General features: G+C 69.3%; 22 protein-coding genes, 1 tRNA gene and 3 pseudogenes. 16 read left to right on the top strand and 10 right to left on the bottom strand.

What is annotated here, in order from left to right; all coding sequences use genetic code 11:
• The 8 genes and pseudogenes from Mterra_RS07460 to cdd form a co-directional block, all read left to right on the top strand.
• Positions 1-388 (top strand): CBS domain-containing protein (locus tag Mterra_RS07460; protein ID WP_119314615.1); only part of this gene is annotated, 388 nt, incomplete at its 5' end.
• Between the two features lie 69 nt (positions 389-457).
• A pseudogene (locus Mterra_RS23570) lies at positions 458-1,081 on the top strand (PhoH family protein); the annotation flags it as partial.
• Positions 1,070-1,906 (top strand): annotated as a pseudogene (locus Mterra_RS23565) (LAGLIDADG family homing endonuclease); the annotation flags it as partial. The pseudogenes Mterra_RS23570 and Mterra_RS23565, both read left to right, overlap by 12 nt.
• A gap of 255 nt (positions 1,907-2,161) precedes the next feature.
• Positions 2,162-2,464 (top strand): annotated as a pseudogene (locus Mterra_RS23560) (PhoH family protein); the annotation flags it as partial.
• Between the two features lie 8 nt (positions 2,465-2,472).
• Entirely contained in the window at positions 2,473-2,898 is a 426-nt protein-coding gene (gene ybeY / locus Mterra_RS07450) for an rRNA maturation RNase YbeY (RefSeq protein ID WP_119314613.1), read from the top strand.
• Positions 2,853-3,254, top strand: a complete 402-nt coding sequence (locus Mterra_RS07445) for a diacylglycerol kinase (protein WP_119314612.1) — start codon at positions 2,853-2,855, stop codon at positions 3,252-3,254. Before ybeY ends, Mterra_RS07445 begins: the two co-directional genes overlap by 46 nt.
• A gap of 305 nt (positions 3,255-3,559) precedes the next feature.
• Entirely contained in the window at positions 3,560-4,873 is a 1,314-nt protein-coding gene (locus tag Mterra_RS07440; RefSeq protein ID WP_119314611.1) for a hemolysin family protein, read from the top strand.
• Positions 4,873-5,283 (top strand): cytidine deaminase, encoded by a 411-nt coding sequence (cdd, locus tag Mterra_RS07435; RefSeq protein WP_027893194.1) that lies wholly within the window; start codon positions 4,873-4,875, stop codon positions 5,281-5,283. The genes Mterra_RS07440 and cdd overlap by 1 nt, the downstream gene beginning before the upstream one ends.
• A 98-nt stretch (positions 5,284-5,381) precedes the next feature.
• Here cdd and Mterra_RS07430 read toward each other — a convergent pair whose 3' ends face one another.
• The 3 genes from Mterra_RS07430 to Mterra_RS07420 all read right to left on the bottom strand — a co-directional run bounded on the left by Mterra_RS07430 (position 5,382) and on the right by Mterra_RS07420 (position 9,243).
• Complete coding sequence (locus Mterra_RS07430) at positions 5,382-6,164, bottom strand: LEA/WHy family protein (RefSeq protein WP_245971558.1); 783 nt, start codon at positions 6,162-6,164, stop codon at positions 5,382-5,384.
• A gap of 119 nt (positions 6,165-6,283) precedes the next feature.
• Positions 6,284-7,150: a dihydrodipicolinate synthase family protein gene (locus Mterra_RS07425; RefSeq protein ID WP_119314610.1), complete on the bottom strand. Its 867-nt coding sequence runs from the start codon at positions 7,148-7,150 to the stop codon at positions 6,284-6,286.
• Entirely contained in the window at positions 7,147-9,243 is a 2,097-nt protein-coding gene (locus tag Mterra_RS07420; protein ID WP_170159586.1) for a hypothetical protein, read from the bottom strand. The genes Mterra_RS07425 and Mterra_RS07420 overlap by 4 nt, the downstream gene beginning before the upstream one ends.
• Positions 9,244-9,438: 195 nt before the next feature.
• Here Mterra_RS07420 and Mterra_RS07415 point away from each other — a divergent pair, with 195 nt between their 5' ends.
• On the top strand, positions 9,439-9,915 hold the full coding sequence (locus tag Mterra_RS07415) for a transcription elongation factor GreA (protein ID WP_170159585.1): 477 nt from the start codon (positions 9,439-9,441) through the stop codon (positions 9,913-9,915).
• 107 nt (positions 9,916-10,022) lie between these two features.
• Here Mterra_RS07415 and Mterra_RS07410 read toward each other — a convergent pair whose 3' ends face one another.
• The 4 genes from Mterra_RS07410 to Mterra_RS07395 form a co-directional block, all read right to left on the bottom strand.
• Entirely contained in the window at positions 10,023-10,925 is a 903-nt protein-coding gene (locus tag Mterra_RS07410; RefSeq protein WP_119314609.1) for a cation diffusion facilitator family transporter, read from the bottom strand.
• A complete protein-coding gene (lysS, locus tag Mterra_RS07405; protein WP_119314608.1) occupies positions 10,925-12,433 on the bottom strand; it encodes a lysine--tRNA ligase in 1,509 nt (502 codons plus the stop codon). The genes Mterra_RS07410 and lysS overlap by 1 nt, the downstream gene beginning before the upstream one ends.
• An 89-nt stretch (positions 12,434-12,522) precedes the next feature.
• Positions 12,523-12,996 (bottom strand): GreA/GreB family elongation factor, encoded by a 474-nt coding sequence (locus Mterra_RS07400; RefSeq protein ID WP_119314617.1) that lies wholly within the window; start codon positions 12,994-12,996, stop codon positions 12,523-12,525.
• Positions 12,997-13,112: 116 nt separating this feature from the next.
• Positions 13,113-13,475 carry a hypothetical protein gene (locus Mterra_RS07395; protein ID WP_119314607.1) on the bottom strand — a complete coding sequence of 121 codons (363 nt, stop codon included), beginning with the start codon at positions 13,473-13,475 and terminating at the stop codon, positions 13,113-13,115.
• A 146-nt stretch (positions 13,476-13,621) separates the two neighbouring features.
• Here Mterra_RS07395 and Mterra_RS07390 point away from each other — a divergent pair, with 146 nt between their 5' ends.
• Positions 13,622-14,476, top strand: coding sequence for a glycerophosphodiester phosphodiesterase family protein (locus tag Mterra_RS07390; RefSeq protein WP_119314606.1), 855 nt, complete (start codon positions 13,622-13,624; stop codon positions 14,474-14,476).
• On the opposite strand, the gene Mterra_RS07385 is transcribed toward Mterra_RS07390, so the two are convergent.
• The 3 genes from Mterra_RS07385 to Mterra_RS07375 all read right to left on the bottom strand — a co-directional run bounded on the left by Mterra_RS07385 (position 14,462) and on the right by Mterra_RS07375 (position 16,474).
• Positions 14,462-15,571 (bottom strand): NAD(P)/FAD-dependent oxidoreductase, encoded by a 1,110-nt coding sequence (locus tag Mterra_RS07385; RefSeq protein ID WP_119314605.1) that lies wholly within the window; start codon positions 15,569-15,571, stop codon positions 14,462-14,464. The genes Mterra_RS07390 and Mterra_RS07385 overlap by 15 nt on opposite strands.
• On the bottom strand, positions 15,568-16,344 hold the full coding sequence (locus Mterra_RS07380; RefSeq protein ID WP_119314604.1) for an alpha/beta hydrolase: 777 nt from the start codon (positions 16,342-16,344) through the stop codon (positions 15,568-15,570). Before Mterra_RS07380 ends, Mterra_RS07385 begins: the two co-directional genes overlap by 4 nt.
• A 55-nt stretch (positions 16,345-16,399) precedes the next feature.
• A tRNA-Ala gene (locus Mterra_RS07375) sits at positions 16,400-16,474 on the bottom strand.
• A 202-nt stretch (positions 16,475-16,676) separates the two neighbouring features.
• On the opposite strand from Mterra_RS07375, the gene rpsB reads away from it, so the two are divergent.
• The 6 genes from rpsB to Mterra_RS07345 all read left to right on the top strand — a co-directional run.
• Positions 16,677-17,432 carry a 30S ribosomal protein S2 gene (gene rpsB, locus Mterra_RS07370; protein WP_119314603.1) on the top strand — a complete coding sequence of 252 codons (756 nt, stop codon included), beginning with the start codon at positions 16,677-16,679 and terminating at the stop codon, positions 17,430-17,432.
• 81 nt (positions 17,433-17,513) lie between these two features.
• On the top strand, positions 17,514-18,104 hold the full coding sequence (tsf, locus tag Mterra_RS07365; RefSeq protein WP_027893207.1) for a translation elongation factor Ts: 591 nt from the start codon (positions 17,514-17,516) through the stop codon (positions 18,102-18,104).
• A gap of 75 nt (positions 18,105-18,179) precedes the next feature.
• Positions 18,180-18,884, top strand: coding sequence for a UMP kinase (gene pyrH / locus Mterra_RS07360; protein WP_119314602.1), 705 nt, complete (start codon positions 18,180-18,182; stop codon positions 18,882-18,884).
• A 115-nt stretch (positions 18,885-18,999) separates the two neighbouring features.
• On the top strand, positions 19,000-19,557 hold the full coding sequence (frr, locus tag Mterra_RS07355; RefSeq protein WP_119314601.1) for a ribosome recycling factor: 558 nt from the start codon (positions 19,000-19,002) through the stop codon (positions 19,555-19,557).
• 62 nt (positions 19,558-19,619) lie between these two features.
• On the top strand, positions 19,620-20,489 hold the full coding sequence (locus Mterra_RS07350; RefSeq protein ID WP_119314600.1) for a phosphatidate cytidylyltransferase: 870 nt from the start codon (positions 19,620-19,622) through the stop codon (positions 20,487-20,489).
• A gap of 303 nt (positions 20,490-20,792) precedes the next feature.
• Positions 20,793-21,616: 1-deoxy-D-xylulose-5-phosphate reductoisomerase (locus Mterra_RS07345; protein ID WP_119314616.1), on the top strand; the 824-nt coding region annotated here is incomplete at its 3' end.

The raw sequence follows: 21,616 nt of genomic DNA, 5'->3' as shown, positions 1-21,616 counted from the left end.
CGGCTGCAGCGGCCTGGAGCTGCTCGAGCAGTTCAAGCGCGAGCGAACCCACATGGCGCTGGTGGTCGATGAGTACGGCAACCTGCAGGGCCTGGTGACCCTGCACGACATCCTCGAGGCCATCGTCCGGCGCAAGCTGAGCGAGCTCGAGCGGCGGCTCAGCCAGGCCCAGGCCGACGCAGCGCCCCGCCCCTCGAGGCCTGCCCCCCAGGAGCCCAAGCCCCAGCCCAAGCCGGCCAAGGCCCCCGCGAAGCGGACGCCCTCCTTCGGCACCGACAACCGCGCCATTTTGAACGGGATCGTGTGGAGCGAAATTCTCAAGGAATCCAAAGGCCGCGCCTACCTCAACAAGCGCAACCCCCGGCTGCGCCCGCGGGTTACGCGGTAAAGGAGCCGTGAAACTTTGCCAGAAAGCACCAAGGAAGTCCTCATTCCCCTGCAATCCGCGCAAGAAGCCATGGCCCTCATGGGCCAGAGCGACCGGAACCTGAAGCACCTGCGCAAGCTCTTGAGCGCGCAAATTGTGGCCCGCGGCCACGAAATTCGCATCCAGGGCGACCCCGAGGAAGTGGAGCTGGGCGAGCGGGTCGTGCGCGACCTGCTCACGCTGCTGCGCCAGGGGGCCGAGATCGACCAGAACACGCTCGAGCAGGCCGTCTCGCTGGCCCAAGGCGGCGGCACCCTCACCCAGACCACCACCCCGCAGGACATGGGCGAGATCCACCTGCCCGGCCGCCTCAAGCCCAAGACCGCCGGCCAGACCCGCTACGTCGAGGCCATCGCCCACAACGACATCACCTTCGGCATCGGCCCCGCCGGCACGGGCAAGACCTACCTCGCGGTGGCGCTGGCGGTGGCCTTCTTCAAGGCCAAGAAGGTCAAGCGCATCATCCTCACCCGCCCCGCGGTCGAGGCCGGGGAGAAGCTGGGCTTCTTGCCCGGCGACCTCCAGGCCAAGATCGACCCCTACCTGCGCCCGCTCTACGACGCGCTCTTCGACATGATCGACGCCGAGCGCTTCGAGCACTACCTGCAGTCGGGGGTGATCGAGGTGGCGCCGCTGGCCTTCATGCGCGGCCGCGCCCAGCCGGTTTACAGCAAGGTGCTCACCCCCCTGGGCTGGCGGGAGATCGGCAGCCTCGAGCCGGGCGACTGGGTGATCGGCTCGAACGGGAGGCCGACCCAGGTGCTCGGGGTCTACCCTCAGGGCAAAAAACCCGTCTTCCGCGTCACCTTGACCGACGGGGCCTCGACCCTGGCCTGCGCGGAGCACCTGTGGGCCGTGCGCACCCCTTCCGACAAGCGCCGGGGAAAACCTGCCCGGGTCCTGCAGACCCAAGAACTCCAGGCTAACCTCAAGACTGCCCACCCGCACCGCTATGAGCTGCCCCTCGTGGCTCCGGTGGAGTTTCCCGCGCAGGATGTGCCGCTTGACCCGTACGCGCTGGGGCTACTGCTAGGGGACGGCTGTTCCACCGGGAAGACCACCCCGACCTTCGCCACGGCAGACCCTGAGCTGGCCCAGGCCCTGGGGGCCGCGCTCAGTCCCTTGGGTGTCACCCTGACCCACAAGTCGGGGCCCGACTACGCGCTCAACCACCGGGACGGGCGAAGGGGTGGGGTGATCGTCGCCAATCCCCTCACCCGGGTGCTGCGGGAGTTGGGCCTCGAGGGCACGTACTCCCACGCCAAATTCGTGCCGGAGCGCTACCTGTTCAACAGCAGCGCCGTCCGGCTAGCCGTGCTGCAGGGTCTGCTCGACGCCGATGGCGGGCCGGTGACGCAACGGGGCCGCACCTGCCGGGTCCACTACACCACCACCTCCGAACGCCTGCGGGATGACGTGCTCTTCCTGGTGCGCTCGCTGGGCGGGGTGGCCCGCTGGCGAACCCGCAAGGCGGAGGGGCGTAAGCCGAGCAGCGCCACGGGGCGGGAGATCGGCTACCGTAAGGATGCCTATATCCTCGACATCCGCCTGCCCGCAGGCATCACTCCCTTCCGCCTCGGCCGCAAGGCACGGGCTTACGCGCAGGAGGGAGGGGGACGCCCCACGCGCTTCGTTAAGGCGATCGAACCGGCGGGCGAGGCCCAGACCGTCTGCATCCGCGTGGCCGCACCCGATCACCTCTACGTGACCGAGGACTTCATCCTCACGCACAACACCCTCAACGACGCCTTCATCATCCTCGACGAGGCCCAGAACACCACCCCCGAGCAGATGAAGATGTTCCTCACCCGCATGGGCTTCAACTCGAGGGTCGTCATCACCGGCGACGTCACCCAGATCGACCTGCCCAAGGCCCAGAAGAGCGGGCTGATCGAGGCCATGCGCATCCTCAAGGACATCGAGGGCATCGCCATGATCTACTTCCGCGAGTCGGACGTGGTGCGCCACCCGCTCGTCGCCCGCATCGTCAAGGCCTACGAGTTCAGCCAGCACAGCCCCGGCGGCGAGACCTCCTGAAGCGCGCGATGCCCCAGATCGACCTGATCGCCCAGACCAAGGTGCCCAGGGGCCTGCGACCCCGCCTGCGCAAGGCGTTGGGGCGGCTGATGCAGGAGCTGGGCTACGGCGAGCACGCCCTCACCGTCGTGCTCACCGGCGACGCCGAGATCCGCGCGCTCAAGAAGCAGCACTGGGGCGAGGACGCCCCCACCGACGTGCTCTCCTTCCCCACCTTCGAGCCCGGCGACCCCTTCGTGCCCCCGCACCTGGGGGACATTATCATTAGCCTGGACACCGCCGCGCGGCAGGCCCGAGAGCAGGGGCACGGCCTCGAGGACGAGGTGCTCATCCTGGCAGCCCACTCCCTGTGGCACCTGCTGGGCCACGACCACACCACGGAGACCGAATGGGCTGGGTTCCACCGCGTCCAGGCACAGATCCTCGAGCTCTGAGGGGCCTGCGGGCCTCCTTCGCGTTCGCCTTCGCGGGCCTGCGCTACGCCTGGAAGAGCCAGCGCAACTTCCGCCTGGAGTGCATCGCGGGGGGCGCGGCCTTGGGCCTGTCGCTGTGGCTGGGGGTGGGCCTGGTCGAGGTGCTGTTCTTGATCCTGGTGGTGCTGGCGCTCGAGCTGCTCAACACCGCGCTCGAGGCCGTCGTGGACCTGGCCTCCCCCACCTTCCACCCCATGGCCAAGGCGGCCAAGGACACCGCGGCGGCGGCCGTGCTGGTCTCGAGCGTGCTCTCGGCGGCCATCGGGGTGGTGCTGTTCGTGCCCCCCCTGCTGCGGCGGCTGGGATTGGCGTCCTGACCGCGGCGAAGGCGGCCCGGACGCGTGCCCAACGCTTACGGCACGTTGCGATCGCTCCAGGGCAAATGTGGGCCTGTTTCTGTCGGGGCACTTCAGGGGGTGTGTTAGAATCACAACTGTTAGGTTATGGATAACCCTTCCAGTCGTAGGGCTGTCGCCGCCTTCCCCCCTGCACAATCCGCTTCGTTCCGCAGGACCCGAGCCGTGCCGTGTGTTTTAACGCAGGGAAACGCCCCTGTGCCAATGCCCTATTCCCCATTGCTCCACCCCCATGTGGCCTGCTCAGCCCTAAAACCGAGCGCCCTATGGAAATCCTGATCGTCGTGATCCTGACCCTCTTCAACGGGGTCTTCGCTATGTCGGAGTTGGCGCTGGTTTCCGCCCGCAAGGCGCGCCTGCAGCAGCAGGCGGAGGACGGCAACCTCGGGGCCAAGGCGGCCCTCGAGCTCCTCGAACACCCCAGCCGCCTGCTCTCGACGGTGCAGGTGGGCATCACCGTGATCGGGACCGTGGCCGGGGCCTACGGCGGCAGCACCATCGCCAAGAAGTACCTCGAGCCCGCCGTGGCGCAGGTGCCGGTGCTGGCGGCGTACAAGCAGGAGATCGCCTTCGCGCTGGTGGTGCTGCTGATCAGCTACCTCTCGCTGGTGCTGGGCGAGCTGGTGCCCAAGCGCCTGGCGATGCGCAACCCCGAGCGCATCTCGACCATCGTGGCCTACCCCATGCAGTTCGTGGCGATGGTCAGCAAGCCGCTGGTGTGGCTGCTGACGGCCTCCACCGAGGCCGTGCTGCGCGTCTTCGGGATCCGCGGCGCCTCGGAGTCTACGGTCACGGAGGAGGAGATCAAGGTGCTCATCGACGAGGGCACCAAGGCCGGGGTCTTCGAGGAGGCCGAGCAGGAGATCGTCACCAGCGCCTTGGACTTAGCCGACCGGCAGGCGGTCTCGTTCATGACCCCCCGCCACGACATCGTCTGGATCGACCTCGAGGAGCCCATCGAGGTCATCCAGCGGCTCATCATGGAGAACCCCCACGCCCGCTTCCCGGTGGCCGAGGGCGACCTCGACAAGGTGGTGGGGATCATCCGGGCCCGGGACCTGCTCGACGGCGACCTCAGCAAGGAGACCATCTGCGCGCGCATGCAGAAGCCGCTGGTGGTGCCCGACGGCTTCAGCGGCCTGGAGCTGCTCGAGCAGTTCAAGCGCGAGCGAACCCACATGGCGCTGGTGGTCGATGAGTACGGCAACCTGCAGGGCCTGGTGACCCTGCACGACATCCTCGAGGCCATCGTCGGCGACCTGCCCGGCAGCGACGACAACGAAGAAGAGCCCTGGGTCGTGGCCCGCGAGGACGGCAGCTACCTCCTCGACGGCGCCCTGCCGGTGGAGGAGCTCAAAAAGCTCTTCGACCTCGACGAGCTGCCCGAGGAGGACGAGTACCGCACCCTGGGCGGCTTCGTGGTCAACCGCCTCGAGCACATCCCCAAGGCCGGGGAGCACTTCACCTGGCACCACCTGCGCTTCGAGGTGGTGGACATGGACCTCAACCGCGTCGACAAGGTGCTCGTCCTGCCCCAGCAGCCCGAAGAAACCCCGCCCATGCCCGAACCCACCGAATAATGGACACCATCCCCGACCAACTCCGCGCCCTGCTGCAAAAAGCCTACGCCCCCTACTCGCGCTACCCGGTGGCGGCCATCATCCGCACGCCCAACGGGCGGCTGTTCTTCGGGGTCAACGTGGAGAACGCCGCCTACCCCATGTCCCGCTGCGCCGAGCAGGTCGCGGTGGGCGCGATGGTGGCGGGGGGCGAGCGCCGCATCGCCGAGGTCTGGGTGATGGGGCTCAACGCCCCCACCCCCTGCGGCGGCTGCCGCCAGGTGCTCAGCGAGTTCGCCGGGCCCGAGGTGGCGGTGCACTGCCTGGCCCAGGACGGCCAGGAACAGGTCTACCGCATGGCCGACCTGCTCCCCTTCGCCTTCCGCCCGGAGGACCTCGCCGAAGCGACCAAAACGGCTGACGGCCCGTAGCCCCCTCCGGCACGGCGGCCCGCTCGCGTTCGCGCGGGGGCGGGCGACGCGAAAATTTGAGGAGAGGCTCGCGGCCTCTCCCCTTCCTTTCCAGCACGCTAACGCAGAACTCCCTCGAGCACCTGCCGCACGTCCCGCTCCCAGATGCCGGGGATGCGGGCCTTGAGGTCGGCTTGCACCTGCACGCTGCCCAGGCCGGGGAAGCCGCTCAGGCGCACCGCGGCGTCGCTGCGCTCGCGGGCGCCGGGGGGTAGGCGCATGCTCAGGCTGACCTCGGCCACCCGGCTCCCCCCGATGAGCACGCGCACGGGCCCCTCGAGGCTGAAGCCGATGGGGTTGGGGTTGAAGACCTCGAGCCCGACGCGCAGGCTGCCGCCCTCGAGCCGCAGGTCGACTAAGCGGAGGGTGGGGAGCTGGAAGTTGAGGCTCACCTGCACGTTGCGGTCGATGAAGGTGAGCGGGCCCAGCGGCACGGTGACGGGCCCCACCGCCACCCGCACCTCGCCCGTGAGGCGGAAGCGGGTGGGCTGCCCGCTGACCAGCACGCCCAGCGAACGCGCCCCTTCGACCACCGGCACCCGCAGGCGGGCTACCGTCTCGCGGCTTCCGCCCGCTGGGAGGTCGACGGCGCCCAGGGTCAGGGCGAAGCCCGCCCCCGCCAGCTCGGCGGTGAGGGTGCTGTCGAGGACCAGCAGCGCGACGGCGTTGGGGTTGGTGAGCCTGAGGCGCAGGTCGAAGTCGGCGCTGCCCGCGAAGGGGTCGAGGCGCAGCAGGCGGAACTCGAGCAGCTCGATGTCGGGCGGCTGCGGGCGCACGACCTGCGGGACACAGCTCACCAGCAGCAGCAACAGGGCGATCAGCGGCCAGGCTCTCTTGGTCATCGGGATCCTCCAAGACTTCTCGCAGAAGTCGCTGATGGTCGACAGCCGATAGCCGGTATCGGCGTCAGGCACGGCAGTTCAAGGTGACTCGCGGAAGCACCCGCGAGAGGCCTAAGGAATCAGTCGCCCGTCACCAGCCACCCCTCGGCCTTGAGGTTTTCCAGAATTCCCTTGAACACCGGCCACAAGGGGCTCTCGGCGGGGTAGGGCGGGCGGGGGTAACCGGCGGGCAGGCCCAGGTAGCGCATGGCCTGCTTGAGCAGCACGAAGCCCCCCTGCCCCAGCACGCGGGCCAGGGGCTCGAGGCGGGTCTGCATCAGGTTGGCGGTCGCCATGTTGCCCGAGCGCCAGGCCTCCTCGAGCTGGCGGAAGGCCAGGGGCGCGAGGTTGGCCGCGGCCAGGATGCCGCCGCTGGCCCCCAGCGCCAAAGCGCCCAGGAAGGTGGGGGCGTGGCCGGTGAAGTACTCGAGGTCGAGGCTTTGCGACTGGTAGAAGGCCAGGCGGGCCATCTCGCCGCTGGAGTCCTTGAGCCCGCTGATGTTGGGGTGGCGGCTGAGGTTGGCGACGACGGGCAGGGGCATGTCGGCCTTGGTGTTCTGCGGCACGTGGTAGAGCCAGACCTGGGTGCCGCTGTCGGCCAGGGTGCTGAAGTAGGCCTCGAGCCCCTCGTTGCCCAGGTTGGCCGTGTAGTAGCGCGGCGGCGTGACCAGCACCGCCCGGGGCCGCACGACCTGGGCCTGCTCGAGGGCTTCGAGGCCCTGAACCAGCGTCTCCTCCATCAGCCCGACCAGCGGGGGCTTCCGGGGGCTGTGCACCGAGAGGCCCTTCTCCCGCTCGGCGCGGGTCAGGTGGACCCCCTCGCCGTTGGAGCCGTAGAAGAGGATGCCATCGACGTGGGGCTCGAGGAGCTGCGCCAGGTCGCGGAAAGCCTGGGCATCGAGGTTGCCTTGCCGGTCGAAAGGGGTGGGTATGGGGGGATAGATCACACAACACCTCGGCGTGGACGGGCCAACAGCCACATCACCAGATGAAGAATTACCACGGCCGCGACCCCGTAGAGGGCCACGGCGCGGCCCTCGAGGTACAGCCACAGGCAGTACAGGCCGAACCCGGCCAGCAGCACGCCCCAGCCCTGGCTGTAGAGGGGGCTGCCGGGGAAGAAGAGCTGCACCCCGTAGCGCCAGTTGGGGTAGTCGCCCGCGCCGCGGGGGCGGGGCAGGAAGAAGCTCAGCAGGGTGTGGAGCAGCAGCAACAAGAGCAAGATGCCGCTGACCCAGCCCACCACCGGGTTGTCCACGATGCGGACGTTGCTCCAGGTGCGCAGGAAGTCGCGGCGCAGGTCCTCGAGCCCCGCCTGGGTCACGGCCATCCACATCGAGCGCAGGGTGGGCACCCCCTCGCGCGGCACGCCCGCGTCGCGGTAGGCCTGCGACCAGGGGTCGCCCCCGATCCCCAGCACGTCCTGGGCGGCGGGGTACTGCGGCGCGGCCCAGAAGGCCTGGCTGAGGGACTTGGGGTCGTTGCGGCCCAAGAGGGCGGCGGGCCAGTCCGCGGCGACCCGGTAGAGCCGCTGGGACTCGGCCGGGTCGCTGTGGGCCAGGGCGTAGGCCAGCAGGCCGCGGGTCGCGGGGACGTCGGTGAGGCCGCGGAGGAGGTTCTGCGCGGCCTCGGAGCGCAGGGTGCCCCGGGTGAAGGCGTCGTCGGCCAGCAGGGCCTCGGTGCGGCGGGCGAAGCCGTACACCAGCACCACCCCGGCCAGCAACAGCAGCAGCGCCAGCAGCACGCCGCGCTCGGGGAAGGAGGCGTAGGCCAGCGCGGTGTGGCGCAGGCGCAGCAGGGGGTTGCGGAACCACCCCGCCAGCCAGCCCCCCACCGAGGCCAGGTTGCGCCGCTGGGCGGGCAGGTAAGCCAGCATCAGGTACAGCGCGACCAGCACGAACAGCCCGCCGACCACCCCGGCCAGGGCCAGGACCGAGCTCGAGCGCACCGGGGCCTCCCACGACTGCAGCGTGCGCAGGGCGGCGCGGTAGCGCAGGGCCAGGTCGGGGCGTCCCTGGTTCTCCAGCCAGGCGGCCTGCTGGAAGAGGGCCTGCCGCCCGCCCGGGACCTGCGGCAAGTAAGCCAGCAGCGTGTCCGACCACATCAGGCTGGCCTCGATGCCCTGGGCGCGGGCGGCGCGCATCTGCTCGAGCCAGGGGCCGACCCACAGCATCACGGCCGGGCCCCAGGGCAGCTCGGGGCGGTGACCCCGGCGCAGGAGGTCGCGGCCGAAGGCCCGGAGGTCCTGGGCGGTGAGGCGTTGCGGGGGCTGGGCGAGGTAGTGCCAGTAGGGCCGGGTCTCGGCGGGGCTCTGGTCCAGGGTGCGGCTGCCGGAGACCTCCAGCGCCTGGTCGAGGTCGCGGATCACCTGCAGGCTCTGCCAGCGGCCTTCGTAGGGCAGGCCCTGCAGCGCGTCGAGCTTCAGCCGGCGCCCGCCCTCGAGCTGCACGGTCGGCACCGCGTCGCCGGGCGCCGGGGCCTCGAAGGCCTGCACCTCGGCGGGGGGGTAGTAGCGGTTGGAGATCCGCGGGTTGCTGAGGTCAACCTCGAGCACCAGCGGCCCGCGGAAGAGGTAGGCCTTGCTGCCCACCACCAGCGGCTCGCTCCAGTCACCGGGCAGCGGGAGCCGCCAGTTGCCCACCTGCAGGCCGCCGTCGGCCAGCCGGGGGGCCTGGCTCTGGGCCTCGACGGTGCTGCTGGCCTCGAGGGTGCGGTCGGGCAGGGCCAGCCGGAACTGGTAGGTCCCCGCCGCCTTCGGGGTGTAGGAGAGCTTGAAGGCCCCCTTGGCGGCCTCCACCGGGACGGACTCGGTGCCGGCGGGCGATGTGACCTGCAGGGTGTAGGTGCCGTCGGGCAGGCTCTCCCCCGAGATCTCCAGCGTGCTTCCGGTCCGGCCCTCCGGAGGGGCGCTGAGGGTCTGGGCCAGGGCGAAGGAGACGGCGAGGAGCAGCACCAGGACGAGCCACCGCTGGAGCGTGGGCGCTCGAGGGGCTCGAGCACGGCACGGCTCAGGCCGCAGGCGTTGGGAGCGCATCGGCATGCGGCTATTGTATCGGTATCCCCTTCCTCCGGCACCCCAGGGGGTCTTCATGTCCGGCCTCTTCGGCGACAAGCCCCCCCTTCCGCGCTATAATCGTTGGTTAGTGCCAGCCCCAGACGGCTTGAGGCTGGTGGTGCTTTTTTGCCGTGGCCGGGCCCTGAGCCCGCCGTCCCCGAAGGCACCTCTGGAGGAGCAATGACCAAGAAACCCGTGTACATGACCGCTGAGGGCGTCAAGCGGCTTGAAGAAGAACTCGCCCACCGCAAGACCACCAAGCTCGCCCAGATCGCCGACGAGATGGGCGCCGCCATCGCCGAGGGCGACCTGCGCGAGAACGCCGGCTACGACGAGGCCCGCCGCGCCATGTGGGACAACAACAGCCGCATCGCCGAGATCGAGGACATCCTCAGCCGCGTGGTGGTGGTCGAAGCCGGCAACGGCACGCCCAAGGAGATCGGCGTGGGCGTGACGGTGGAGCTCGAGACCGAGACCGGCCAGCGCATGAGCCTCACCATCGTCGGCAGCGCCGAGGCCGACGTGTTCAGCGGCAAGATCTCCGACGAGTCGCCCATGGGTCAGGCCCTGCTGGGCAAGAAGGCCGGCGACCACGTGGAGATCCCCGGGCGCAAGGGCGCCCAGGTGTACCGGGTGCTCGAGCTGAAGTACGCCTGACGTCGATGGTCGATGGCCGGTAGTCGATAGCCAAAAACGTAGGGGCGGGTACGAGAACCCGCCCCTACCGCGTCTCGCGTTCAACGTTTAGCGTTGCGCATCCCGCGTCAGCCGATCGTGAAGGTGCTGTGCTTGGCCTTGAACTCCGGCTCCACGTGCACCGTGAGCCGGGCGCCGGGCAGGAGCTGGCGCAGGGTTTCCTCCAGCCGGTCGCAGATGTCGTGGGCCTCGGCCACCGGCATTTCTCCGGGCACCACCAGGTGGAGCTCGGCGAAGGTGCTGGGCCCGGCGCGGCGGGTCTTGAGGTCGTGGATCTCGATGACCTTGTCCTCCAGCACCAGCCCCTGCACGGCCTGGTGCAGGGCGAAGCGGATCTGCTCGAGCTCTTCGGGCTTGAGGCTCTCGTCCATCAGCCCGCCCACCGAGTCGCGCACCAGCCGCCAGCCCACCCACAGGATGTTGGCGGCGACCAGGATCGCCAGCAGCGGGTCGAGCAGCCAGAAGCCGGTGAGCCAGGCCAGCCCGACCCCCAGCAGCACGCCCAGCGAGGTCACCACGTCGCTGAGCACGTGCTGCCCGTCGGCCACGAGGGCCGGGGAACGGGCCGAGCGGCCGCTGCGGACGAGGAACACCGCCAGGAGCAGGTTCAGGCCCGAGGCCACCAGGGAGATCAGCAGGCCCACCCCCAACGCCTGGGGCGGGGCGGGCGCGAAGAGGCGCGGCCAGGCCTCGCGCACGATGGTGAAGGCGGCGAGCACGATCAGGACGCCCTCGAGCACCGCCGAGAAGTACTCGGCCTTGCTGTGCCCGTAGGGGTGGTTCTCGTCGGCGGGGCGGCGGGAGACGCGGACGGCCCACACCGCCGCCAGGGCCGCCACGATGTTGACGACGGACTCGAGCGCGTCCGAGAGCAGGGCCACCGAGCCGGTGAAGGCGTAAGCGGTCCACTTCAGGCCGAAGACCGCGCAGCCTACCGCCAAGCTCAGGTAGGCGGCCCGCAGCGGTTGCATCACTCGACCTCGGCGGGTAGGGCCTCTTCTTCCACCGGCCCCGCCTTGCGGGGCTTGAGCAGCGGGAACAGCAGCACGTCGCGGATGCTGGGCTGGTCGGTGAGCAGCATGGCGAAGCGGTCGATGCCAAAGCCCATGCCGCCCGCCGGGGGCATGCCGTACTCGAGCGCGAGCAGGAAGTCCTCGTCGGGCTCGGGGATCTCCTCGTCGCCCGCGGCGCGCTGCTCGAGCTGGCGCATGAAGCGCTCGCGCTGGTCGAGGGCGTCGTTGAGCTCGGAGTAGATGGGCGCGATCTCGAAGCCGGCGACGAAGAGGTCGCAGCGCTCGGTGAGGCCGGGGCGGGTGCGGTGCTTCTTGACCAGCGGGCTGATCGCCAGCGGCACGTCCATCACGAAGGTGGGGTTGACGAGCGTGGGCTCGACGTAGACCCCGAAGAGCTTGTCCAGGAGGCCGTAGTCGGGGGTCTTGCGCAGCTCGGGGTGGCGGGCGTCGGTCCAGGAGCGCAGGCGGGCGAGGTCGGTGGGGTCGAAGTCGAGGCCGGCCTTCTCCTTCAAGGAGCCCACGAAGTCGATGCGGGCGAAGGGGCGCGCGAAGTCGATCTCGAGCTCGCCGTAGCGCACCCGGGTGGTGCCCTTGACCGCCACCACCACCGAGTGCACGAGCTCCTCGACGAGCGCGCTCATGTCGTTGTAGTCGGCGTAGGCCCAGTAGGCCTCGAGCATGGTGAACTCGGGGTTGTGCTTGGGGCTGATGCCCTCGTTGCGGTAGTTGCGCCCGATCTCGAAGACCTTCTCGAAGCCGCCCACCAACAGGCGCTTGAGGTGCAGCTCGAGGGCGATGCGCAGGTTGAACTCGTGGCCCAGGGCGTTGTGGTAGGTCTTGAAGGGGCGGGCCTCGGTGCCCCCCGCCACCTCGTGCAGGGTGGGGCCTTCGACCTCGAGGAAGCCCCGCTCCTCGAAGAAGCGCCGGATGAGCCGCACGATCTGGGTGCGGGTGCGGAAGACCTCGCGCACCTCGGGGTTCTGGATGAGGTCGAGGTAGCGCTGGCGGTAGCGCACCTCCACGTCCTTGATGCCGTGCCACTTGTCGGGCAGGGGGTGCAACGCCTTGACCAGGGGCGTCCAGCGCCGCACCTTGACGGTGATCTCGCCGGTCTTGGTGGTGAACACGTGCCCCTCGACGCCCACGATGTCGCCCACGTCGAGCTTCTTGAGGAGTTCGAAGCGCTCGGTGTCGTTCTTGGAGAAGTAGAGCTGGATACGCCCCGAGCCGTCCTGGACGTGGGCGAAGACCACCTTACCCATGTCGCGCAGGGTCATGAGGCGCCCGGCCACCTTCACCTGCTCCTCGGGCCACTCCTGCTGGGGCTCGGCCCCCGCGTGGGCGGCGCGGATCTGTGCGGCGTCGTGGGTCTTTTCGAAGCGGTAGGGGAAGGGCTCGAAGCCGGCCTCCGCCAGGGCCTCGAGGTTGCGCAAGCGCTGCTGGGTCTGTTCGTTCCACTCAGGCATAGTTCCTCACAAAAGCAAACGCCAAACGCTCCCGATTCTACTCGGTTTCCGCGTTCGGCGTCGGCGAAGGTCGGGGTCGGGTCGCTGGTTCAAGCCTCCACGGAAACGATCTTGAACTCGCGTTTGCCCTTGGGGGTGTCCAGCAGCAGCTTCTCGCCCTTCTTGCGGCCCAGAAGGGCCTTGCCCATGGGCGACTCGTCGGAGATCTTCATGGGCACCTCGAGCACGGTGGCCTCGGCGGGCGAGACCACGCGCACCTGCATCTTGCCGCCGTGGTCGTCCTCGAGGTTGACCACCGCGCCCAGGGTCACCAGGTCGCTGCGCCCCGCCGACTCCTCGAGAATGGCTGCTCTCGAGAGGGTGTCCTCGAGGGTGTCGATGCGGGCTTCGATGCGGGCCTTCTCGCGCTTGGCGTCTTCCAGGCCCGAGTCGTCGTAGTCGTCGGAGGATTCCATCAGCTCCTGCAGGATGCGGGTGGCCTCGCTGAGGCGTTCACGCTCCTGCTCGAGCTCCTTGAGCAGGCGCTGGTATCCGTCACGGGTAAGCTGTACTTCACGCGGCATCGGGTTCTCCTCGTTCACTCGTCTGGGCGCGGGGCCCGTGGTGCTGACTACTTAAGCGAAGCCCCGGCCAAAGCCTGGGGCTGGAATCAAGAGGGATTTGTCAATCCCTAACCGCCCTAGATTATACTCCGGCGCAGCAATTCCCTCAATCGGCGCGGCTCGGCCAGCCCGTTGCACTGGGCGGTGTCGCGGCAGAGGGTGACGTAGCGCCAGCGCCGCCCCGAAGGCCCCACGCTGAAGCGGAAGAACTGCACCGAGGCCCGCGACATCTGGCGCAGGCAGGCCTCGCACAGCACCGGAGCCGTGGAGGGGGTGGCCTCGAGCGGCTCGAGCACCATCTCCAACGGCTCCTCGGCGATGTGAACCTTGCCTTCCTTGTCGCGGTAGTAAAGCACCTCACCGGGCGGGAGCAAATCCGGGTCTGTTCCGGGGAACAACTCCAGGATGAGCTCCCGCTCATCGAAGCTCGGTTCGCTCATAGTTCAGCCCAGCATACCCCATTCCGTAGAGATTTGCCGGATCAGCTCACCATTCGCCCTACCCTGCCCGCGGCTTTCTGGAGGCAGAGCATCCTGCAGGGGCCGATGGGCGGCGGAGGGCCTCAGGCGCGTAGACTGGGGCAACCATGAAGCGACTGGCCCTCCCCCTGCTCCTGGCGCTGCTCGGCTGTTCGGCCCCGCCCCTCTCCAACCCCTACGCCACCGGCGAGGTGCGGGTCATCGCCCACCAGGGCGGGGAGGGGCTGTGGCCCAGCAACACGGTGTACGCCTTCGAGCGCGCGGTGCGGATGGGCGTGGACATGCTCGAGCTCGACGTCCACCTGAGCCGCGACGGGCACCTGGTGGTCATCCACGACGACAGCGTGGAGCGCACCACCGGCGGTAAAGGAAAGGTCAAGGAGCTCACCCTGGCCGAGCTCAAGGCCCTGGACGCGGGCTGGTACTGGCCCCAGCGCTCCAAAGAGACCGACCCCCACCCCTTCCGCGGGCAGGGCATCACCATCCCCACGCTCGAGGAGGTCTTGCGCGCCTTCCCCGGCTTCCCCATGACCATCGAGATGAAGGCCGACGGCCTGGCCGGGCCCTTCTGCGCCCTGCTGCGCCAGCACCGCATGACCGGCAGGGTGATCGTGGCGAGCTTCCGCGACAGCGCCATGCACGACTTCCGCGAAGCCTGCCCCGAGGTGACCACCAGCCTCACCGAGAGCGAGATCCGGCCCCTGGTGGTGCTCAACCTCTTCCTGCTGGGCGACTTCTACACCCCGCCCGCCGGCGGCACCGTGCTGCAGATCCCCACCGCCGCCGGGGGCTTCGACCTCACCCACCCCCTGCTGCTCGGCGTGATCCGGCGCAAGGGCCTGGCGGTGCAGTACTGGACCGTCAACGAGCCCCAGGAGATGCAGCGCCTGATTAAAGCCGGGGCCCACGGCATCATCACCGACCGGCCCGACCTGCTGTTGCAGGCGCTAGGCCGGCAGTAGCGGGCTTTCGGCGGGGATGCCCAGCGCCCGCCGCGCGGCCAGGCGGCCCAGGATGGCCCCCACCACGTTGCCGGTCCCGCTGTACGCCCCGACCGCCCAGACGCCGGGGCGGACCTCCTCGAGCACGGGCCAGCCGCTCTCGGTGTAGGCCACCGAGGCCGCCCAGCGGTGGGTGACCTCGGCCCGCACGCCCAGGTGCTCGCGCAGGAAGCGCTCGAGCCGCTGCTGCACCGCCTCGCCCGGCTCCGCCGCGTGGGTCCACTCCCCTTCCCCGCCCTGGTCGCGGAAGCCGCCCAGCGCGACGCGGCCGTCGGGGAGCTGCTGCCAGTACTCGTAGCCCCAGCGGTAGTAGACCGGGCGCGGGAAGCGCACCTCGGGCGCGGGGGCCGTCGCCAGCATCTGCAGGCGTGCGGTGCGCACCCGCCCGGCGAGCTCGGGGAACAGGGCCTCGAGCCGCCCGTCCACCGCCACGACTACCCGCTTGCAGTGAACCGTCCCGCCGGGAGTCCGCACGGCCTGGCCGCTGACCTCCAGCGCCGGGGTCCGCTCGAACAGCAGCGCGCCCTCGCGCAGCAGGCCCTGGGCCAGCAGGCGGCAGCGCAGCAGGGGGTTGAAGGCCCCGTCGGAGGGGATCAGGATGCCCCGCCCCTCCGGGCCCTCGTAGGGCTCGGCGGGGAAGCCGTCGGCCCGCAGGGCCTGGAGGTGCTCGAGGCAGTCGCGGTACTCCTCGGCGCCCTCGGCGATGCGCAGGCTCCCCACCCGCCGGATGGCCTCGGGGGTCTCCCGGCACATGCGCTCGATCTGCTCGAGGGTGGCCCGGTAGACGGCCGCCGCCCGCTCCCGCCCCGCCTGGGCCACGGTCTCGTGGTAGAACCTGGCGAGCCCGGCCAGCAGGAAGCCGCCGTTGCGCCCGGCCGCGCCCCCGGCCACCGGGCCCGCGTCGAGGCCGACGACGCGCCGGCCTTGCTCCAGCAGCTCCCCCACCGCCGACAGGCCCGAGCCGCCGAGCCCCACCACGCAGACGTCGGCCTCGAGGTCGCCCTCCAGCGCCCGCAGCCCCGGCCACTTCGAGTCGTCCCAAACCGGCACGTTCATAACGGATCTCCTAGGGTTTCGCGGAAGAACTCGAGCACCCGCGCCTCGATCTGGGGCAGGTGCGTCTCGTTGATGAAGTGGTCGCCCTCGGGGATGACCCAGAGCTCGCTGGGCACGTCCACCTCGAGCAGCGCGGCGTGCAGGGCCTCGGCCTGCGAGAGGGGCACCTGCGCGTCGCGGGCCCCGTGCACGATGAGAAACGGGGCCGACCGCGGCGAGACCCGGCACACCGGGCTGGCCTGGGCGGCGAGGTGCGCGACCTCCCCGGCCCTCGCGCCCAGCAGGCGGCTCACCGGGCCCCGGGGGTCCTGCAGCTCCGCCTCCCACCCGGGGTCGAAGAAGTCGGCCGGCCCGCAGACGTCCACCACGGCCTGCACCTCGCCCAAGGCCCCCAGCAGCGCGGCCAGGTGAGCCCCCGCCGAGATGCCCCACACCCCCACGCGCCCGGCGTCCACGCCCCACCGCGCGGCATGGGCCCGCACCCAGGCCACGGCGGCCCGGGCGTCCTCGAGCTGCGCCGGGAAGGGCGCTTCGTGGCTGTAGCGGTAGTTGCTGCTGAAGGTCACGTAGCCGGCTCGGGCCAGGAAGGCGTTGATCTCGGGGTACTTGCCGAACATGTGCCAGCCCCCGCCGTGCAGGAAGAGGACGGCGGGGACAGGCTGCGCCGCGCGGTGTGTGGGCCTGAGCACGTCGATCCGGTGGGCCCGCCCGGCCTGCTCGCCGTAGGGCAGGTCGGGGATGAGCTCGAGGCCGGGCGGCGGGGTGAAGGGCATAGCCGTCTAGAACCTACCAAAAAAAGCGGGCCGGGGACCTTAGTCCCCGGCCGTGTGGTGGAGGTGGAGGGATTTGAACCCCCGACCTTCGCCTTGCAAAGGCGCTGCTCTCCCGCTGAGCTACACCCCCGAAAGGGTCGAACGCCTAACGCCAAACGCTAAACGCCTGACCGGTTTGGAAGTATAGCAGCCCTTCCCCACTTCCGCAAAGGGCCCGCTTCACCTATAATCGGCCAGGTGTGCCGACGGCGGCACGGGGCAGGGAGAGGTCCCCGCGCCAGGGCCAAGGCCGCAAATTCAACTCTGCTCCAACCTCTCCCGCACGGAGGCTTATGCCCTTCAACATCAGCATCAAGGAACTGCTGGAAGCCGGGGTCCACTTCGGTCACGAGACCAAGCGCTGGAACCCCAAGATGAAGCGTTACATCTACGCCGAGCGCAACGGCATCTTCATCATCGACCTGCAAAAGACGATGGTGGAGATCGAGCGCACCTTCAGCTACGTGCAGGACCTCGCCATGCGCGGGGGCACCATCCTGTTCGTGGGCACCAAGAAGCAGGCCCAGGAGATCGTGGCCCTGGAAGCCGACCGCTGCGGGATGCCCTACGTCAACGTGCGCTGGCTGGGCGGGATGCTCACGAACTACAAGACCATCGCCAGCCGCGTCAACCGCCTGGCCGAGCTCGAGGAGCTCTTCGCCTCCGAGGAGATCAACGAGCGCGTCAAGACCGAGCAGGTGCGCCTGAAGCACGAGCTCGACCGCCTGCAGAAGTACCTGGGCGGCTTTCGCCACCTCAAGCGCCTGCCCGACGCGCTCTTCGTCATCGACCCCTCCAAGGAGACCATCGCCGTCAAGGAGGCCCGCAAGCTGGGCATCCCCATCGTCGCGCTGGCCGACACCGACTCCGACCCCGACCTCGTTGACTACATCATCCCCGGCAACGACGACGCCATCCGCGCCATCCAGCTCATCCTCTCCCGCGTCACCGACCTGATCGTGGAGACCCGCGGCGGCGGCCGTCCTGCGGCTGCGGCCCCCGTGCCCGCCGAGGCCGAGGGGGCTTCGGGCGAGGAAGCCCAGGCCTAGAAGAGAAGGTCGAGGGTCGAGCGTCGAGCGTCAGGAGCCCAAGACCCTCGACGCTCGACCCCTGAGATCCGAAGGATGCGTATGAGCCAACTCGAGCAGATCAAGAAACTACGCGAGCAGACCGGCGCGGGCATGAGCGACGTGAAGAAGGCCCTGGAGGACGCCGGCTGGGACATGGAGAAGGCCACCACCCTGCTGCGCGAGCGCGGGGCGCTCAAGGCCGCCAAGAAGGCCGACCGCGAGGCGCGCGACGGCATCATCGGCTACTACATCCACCACAACCAGCGGGTGGGGGTCATCGTCGAGCTCAACTCCGAGACCGACTTCGTGGCCCGCAACGAGGAGTTCCAGGCCCTCGCCAAGGACATCGCCATGCACATCGCCATGGCCAACCCCCGCTACGTCAGCGTGGAGCAGGTCCCGGCCGAAGACCTCGAGAAGGAGAAGCAGATCTACCTCACCCAGCTCCTCAACGAGGGCAAGCCCCAGCACATCGCCGAGAAGGCCGCCGAGGGCCGCATGAAGAAGTTCTACGAGGAGATGGTGCTCCTCGAGCAGCCCTTCGTCAAGGACGAAAAGGTCAAGGTGGGCGAGCTCGTGCAAGCCGCCATCGCCAAGATCGGGGAGAACATCGTGGTCCGGCGCTTCAGCCGCTTCGAGGTAGGAGCGTAAGCGATGCCCGGGGTCGAGGGTCGAGCTTCGAAGGCTCGATCCTCGATTTTCTTTGGCGCTTCGAGGCTTTAGGGTATGAAATACAAACGCGTACTGCTCAAGCTCTCGGGTGAGTTCCTCACCGGCGACGGCTTCGGGATCCAGCCCGAAGCCACCAAGACCCTGGCGCAGGAGGTCGCCAAGGCCCACGCGCTGGGGACCCAGCTCGCCATCGTGGTGGGCGGGGGCAACCTCTGGCGCGGGGCGCGGCAGGGGGTGGGGATGGACCGGGCCACCGCCGACTACATCGGCATGCTGGGCACCATCATGAACGCCCTGGCCCTGCAGGACGCCCTCGAGTACCTGGGCGTGCCCACCCGGGTGCAGACCGCCCTCACCATCCAGCAGGTCGCCGAGCCCTACATCCGCCGGCGGGCGCTGCGCCACCTGGAGAAAGGCCGGGTGGTGATCTTCGGCGGCGGCACCGGCAACCCCTTCGTCACCACCGACACCGCCGCCGCCCTGCGCGGCCTGGAGATGAACGTTGACGCCGTGCTGATGGCGAAGAACAAGGTGGACGGCGTCTACGACGACGACCCGCGCAAGAACCCCCGGGCCACGAAGTACGACACCCTCACCTTCCACGACGCGCTGGTCAAGGGCCTGCAGGTCATGGACGGCACCGCCATGACGCTGTGCCAGGAGCAGAACCTCTCCATCATCGTCTTCGACATGTTCAAGGAGGGGAGCCTCGAGGGCGTGATCCGGGGCGAGCCCATCGGCACGCTGGTGCACAAGTAGCCGGCGCCCTACGCCCGACCGGGAAGACCGTCGCCCGGCCGCGAAGCCCTGCGCCGTGTGCGTGAGGGATACGATAAGCTAGAGGATATTGGCCGTTGCTTTACCAGGAGGCGTTATGCTGAAAGACGTTTACGCTGAAGCCAGAAATCACATGCAGAAAGCCCTCGAGGCGCTCGAGCACCACCTCAGCGGGATGCGCTCGGGCCGGGCCAACCCCGCGCTGCTCAGCAACATCAAGGTCGAGTACTACGGGTCGCTCATGCCCCTCAACCAAGTCGGGACCGTCTCCGCGCCCGACGCCCGCACCCTGGTCATCCAGGCCTGGGACCCCCAGGCCCTCAAGGAGATCGAGAAGGCCATCCGCGACTCCGACTTAGGGCTCAACCCCAACAACAAGGGCGACTCCATCTTCATCGTGATCCCCCCGCTCACCGAGGAGCGCCGCCGGGACTTGGTCAAGTCGGTCAAGCACTTCGGCGAGGAGGCCAAGGTCGCCATGCGCAACGCCCGCCGCGAGGCGCTCGACAAGATCAAGAAGATGGAGAAGGAAAAGCAGATCTCCGAGGACGACCTCAAGCGCGCCGAGGCCGAGGTGCAGAAGATCACCGACGAGTTCGTGCACAAGGCCGACTCGGCGGTGCAGAAGAAGGAGCACGAGATCCTGGGCAGCTAACCTGCCCACAGGCCGGGCGCCAGCCGGAGGCGCTGTCCGGCCCCCGGCCCTGACCGACCCGTATGGAAAAGCCCACCCAGCAGGAGCAGGCTCGAGCCAAAAGCTCGAGCGACTCGCTGGCTACCCGCTTCGTCTCCTCCGTCATCGGCTTCGCCCTGCTGCTGTTCATCATGTGGGTGGGCTTGCCGCTGATCCTCCCCGTGCTCATCGGGATCCTGTGGCTGGCTACCGCCGAGCTGCGCGACATGCTCCGCCTGCGGGGCATCGAGCTCAACATGCAGTTCCTGCGCTGGGGCGGGGTGGTGATGCTGCTGTTCTCGCTGCCGCAGTTGCACCACATCTACCCCGGCATCCCCTGGCGGGAGGTCGCGCTGGGGCTGGTGCTCATCGGCGCCTTCAGCTACGAGCTGCTCTACGGCGCCAACATCCCCCGCTTCGCCTTCAGCCTGATGACCTTCCTCTACGTGCCGTTCATGCTGGGCTATCTGGTGCTGCTGCGCTACACCCCCGACGCCGTGCAGGGCTTCTGGACCCTGCTGCTCCCCCTGTTCGCCAGCTTCAGCACCGACGTGGGCGCTTACTTCGTGGGCAAGTACTTCGGCAAGCGCAAGCTCGCCCCCAGCATCAGCCCCGGCAAGACCGTCGAAGGCTCCATCGGCGGCATGGTGGCCGGCTTCCTGGGGGTGCTGCTCATCGCCGCCCTAGCCAACGCCGCCGTCCCCTTCCGCTGGGTCGAACTGCTCGCCGTCAGCCTCCTCCTCTCCCTCTCCGCCCAGCTCGGCGACCTCACCGAGTCCATGCTCAAGCGCTACTGCGGCGTCAAAGACTCCGGCGCCTTCCTCCCCGGCCACGGCGGCCTCCTCGACCGCATGGACAGCCTGCTCTTCAGCGTGCCGCTGACGTATTTCCTGTTGCGGATTTTCGTGGGGTAGGTTGGGAGAGGGCCGGCAGCCGGTAGCTGAGCGCCGGGCGCGGGTCGTACGTCGTACGTCCTACGCCGTACGCAAGACGCGAAACGCCTCGTTGAAATGAATCATCCACTGGGGTTGTGCCCGGCCCGCAGGCCGACTACAGCCCCACTTCCCCTACACCCTCCGACGGCGGAGCGGGGGACACCAAACCGCAGCACCGCAAACCAACCCCCTCCCCACCGGCTAACGAGGGAAAACCCCGGCCGGTCAACTGCAACCTCCCAGACGGTCAGCGTCCCGGGCTTTGGGGTAGACTTTGGGCCGATGCCCGAAGCTTCGTCTGACAAACGTGTAGTCGTGCTGGGCTCCACCGGCTCCATCGGCACCCAGACCCTCGAGGTCTGCCGCTGGCGGGGCTACCGCGTGGTGGGGCTGGCGGCAGGGCGCAACCTCGAGGCCCTCGCGGCCCAGATCGAAGAGTTCCAACCCGAGACCGTGGCCGCCGACGAGGCGCTGCACGCCGAGCTGCGCCGCCGCTTCCCCGGGCTCGAGCTCGCCTCCGTCGAGGAGGTCGCCGCCCACCCCGCCGACGTGGTGGTAGGGGCTGTCCCCGGCCTCGCGGGGCTCCCCGGGGTGCGGGCGGCGGTGCGGGCCGGGCGGCGCGTGGCGCTGGCCAATAAGGAGAGCATGGTGGCGGCCGGGCCGCTGCTGTGGGCCGAGGCCGAGCGGAGCGGGGCGGAAATCCTCCCGGTGGACTCCGAGCACTCCGCCCTCTTCCAAAGCCTGGCCGGCGAGCCCCTTTCCGGCGTGGCCGAGCTCATCCTCACCGCCTCCGGCGGCCCCTTCCTGCACGAGCCCGCCGACCTGCGCCACGTCACCCCCGAGATGGCCCTGCGCCACCCGCGCTGGAAGATGGGGCCCAAGGTGACCATCGACTCCTCGACGCTGTTCAACAAGGGCCTCGAGGTGCTCGAGGCCGTGCAGCTCTTCCGCTTGCCGCTGGAGAAGGTGAAGGTGCTGATCCACCCGCAGTCCTACGTGCACTCGCTGGTGCGCTTCCACGACGGCAACCTCAAGGCCCAGCTCGGGCCCACCGACATGCGGCTGCCCATCCAGTACGCCCTCGCCTACCCCGAACGCCCCCCCAC

The sequence above is a fragment of the Calidithermus terrae genome, from assembly GCF_003574345.1.
GTDB lineage: Bacteria > Deinococcota > Deinococci > Deinococcales > Thermaceae > Calidithermus > Calidithermus chliarophilus.
This window is presented reverse-complemented; position numbering and strand designations above follow the sequence as displayed.

What these genes read in the sequence shown, in the direction of transcription:
- ybeY (WP_119314613.1), top strand. Translation starts at nt 2,473, where the DNA reads ATGCCCCAGATCGACCTGATCGCCCAGACCAAGGTGCCCAGGGGCCTG.
- Mterra_RS07445 (WP_119314612.1), top strand. Translation starts at nt 2,853, where the DNA reads ATGGGCTGGGTTCCACCGCGTCCAGGCACAGATCCTCGAGCTCTGAGG.
- Mterra_RS07440 (WP_119314611.1), top strand. Translation starts at nt 3,560, where the DNA reads ATGGAAATCCTGATCGTCGTGATCCTGACCCTCTTCAACGGGGTCTTC.
- cdd (WP_027893194.1), top strand. Translation starts at nt 4,873, where the DNA reads ATGGACACCATCCCCGACCAACTCCGCGCCCTGCTGCAAAAAGCCTAC.
- Mterra_RS07430 (WP_245971558.1), bottom strand. Translation starts at nt 6,164, where the DNA reads ATGACCAAGAGAGCCTGGCCGCTGATCGCCCTGTTGCTGCTGCTGGTG.
- Mterra_RS07420 (WP_170159586.1), bottom strand. Translation starts at nt 9,243, where the DNA reads ATGCCGATGCGCTCCCAACGCCTGCGGCCTGAGCCGTGCCGTGCTCGA.
- Mterra_RS07415 (WP_170159585.1), top strand. Translation starts at nt 9,439, where the DNA reads ATGACCAAGAAACCCGTGTACATGACCGCTGAGGGCGTCAAGCGGCTT.
- Mterra_RS07410 (WP_119314609.1), bottom strand. Translation starts at nt 10,925, where the DNA reads ATGCAACCGCTGCGGGCCGCCTACCTGAGCTTGGCGGTAGGCTGCGCG.
- lysS (WP_119314608.1), bottom strand. Translation starts at nt 12,433, where the DNA reads ATGCCTGAGTGGAACGAACAGACCCAGCAGCGCTTGCGCAACCTCGAG.
- Mterra_RS07400 (WP_119314617.1), bottom strand. Translation starts at nt 12,996, where the DNA reads ATGCCGCGTGAAGTACAGCTTACCCGTGACGGATACCAGCGCCTGCTC.
- Mterra_RS07395 (WP_119314607.1), bottom strand. Translation starts at nt 13,475, where the DNA reads ATGAGCGAACCGAGCTTCGATGAGCGGGAGCTCATCCTGGAGTTGTTC.
- Mterra_RS07390 (WP_119314606.1), top strand. Translation starts at nt 13,622, where the DNA reads ATGAAGCGACTGGCCCTCCCCCTGCTCCTGGCGCTGCTCGGCTGTTCG.
- Mterra_RS07385 (WP_119314605.1), bottom strand. Translation starts at nt 15,571, where the DNA reads ATGAACGTGCCGGTTTGGGACGACTCGAAGTGGCCGGGGCTGCGGGCG.
- Mterra_RS07380 (WP_119314604.1), bottom strand. Translation starts at nt 16,344, where the DNA reads ATGCCCTTCACCCCGCCGCCCGGCCTCGAGCTCATCCCCGACCTGCCC.
- rpsB (WP_119314603.1), top strand. Translation starts at nt 16,677, where the DNA reads ATGCCCTTCAACATCAGCATCAAGGAACTGCTGGAAGCCGGGGTCCAC.
- tsf (WP_027893207.1), top strand. Translation starts at nt 17,514, where the DNA reads ATGAGCCAACTCGAGCAGATCAAGAAACTACGCGAGCAGACCGGCGCG.
- pyrH (WP_119314602.1), top strand. Translation starts at nt 18,180, where the DNA reads ATGAAATACAAACGCGTACTGCTCAAGCTCTCGGGTGAGTTCCTCACC.
- frr (WP_119314601.1), top strand. Translation starts at nt 19,000, where the DNA reads ATGCTGAAAGACGTTTACGCTGAAGCCAGAAATCACATGCAGAAAGCC.
- Mterra_RS07350 (WP_119314600.1), top strand. Translation starts at nt 19,620, where the DNA reads ATGGAAAAGCCCACCCAGCAGGAGCAGGCTCGAGCCAAAAGCTCGAGC.